Below are 614 nucleotides of genomic sequence, written 5' to 3'. Positions count from 1 at the left end.
CGCGCGGCGCGGATGTCCACCTGGCCCAGGGCCTGAACGACGTCGCTCAGTTCAGCGCTTGCCTTGGGCATCGCGGGCAGGTCGAGCGCCTGGCTGGCCTTGCGCTCGATGGCGTCGAGCTTGGCCGCGCGCGTGGCGCTCAGGCCGGCGGTCTTGAGTTCGCCTCGGGTGGGCATCAGTTCCGCGGCGCCGAGCTCGCGCGCCGCGCCCAGCGAGGCATTGTTCGGCAGGCTCGGCGAGCCGCTGAGCAATGCTCGGGAACAGAAGTCGACGTACTTGGCGTACTTGTCCTTGCCGAGCGGGCTGACCTGCCGGGTGTGCTCCTGGCTGAGCAGGGCCTGGCGCATGGAAGCGCGCACGCCCTGTCCCTCGGTCTTCTCGCGTTCCCCTGCGAGGGTATCGAGCAGGCGGGTGACGGCGTGGGCGAGCTCGGGCGCGGCCGTCATGCCGCGCTGCCCGGCGGCGATGCGCGAGGCGATGTGCAGGAGGTAGGGCGTCTCGCCGCGCATCGCATCGGCCGAGCGCAGGCGGTCGAAGGCCTGGGCGGGGTCGATGAGGCCATCGCGGGCGAGGGCCGTGAGCAGGTCCATGTAGCGGGCATGGGCGGTGTTCAT

General features: G+C 71.7%; 1 protein-coding gene. It reads right to left on the bottom strand.

Going from position 1 to position 614, the window contains the following annotated elements; genetic code table 11:
• Nucleotides 1-614 (bottom strand): hypothetical protein (locus AC1DNF_RS35750; RefSeq protein WP_478153672.1); only part of this gene is annotated, 614 nt, incomplete at both ends.

The organism is Variovorax sp. 01T432, assembly GCF_056398605.1.
Note: the sequence above shows the minus strand (reverse complement) of the source record. Positions and strands in the feature narration are given on the sequence as shown.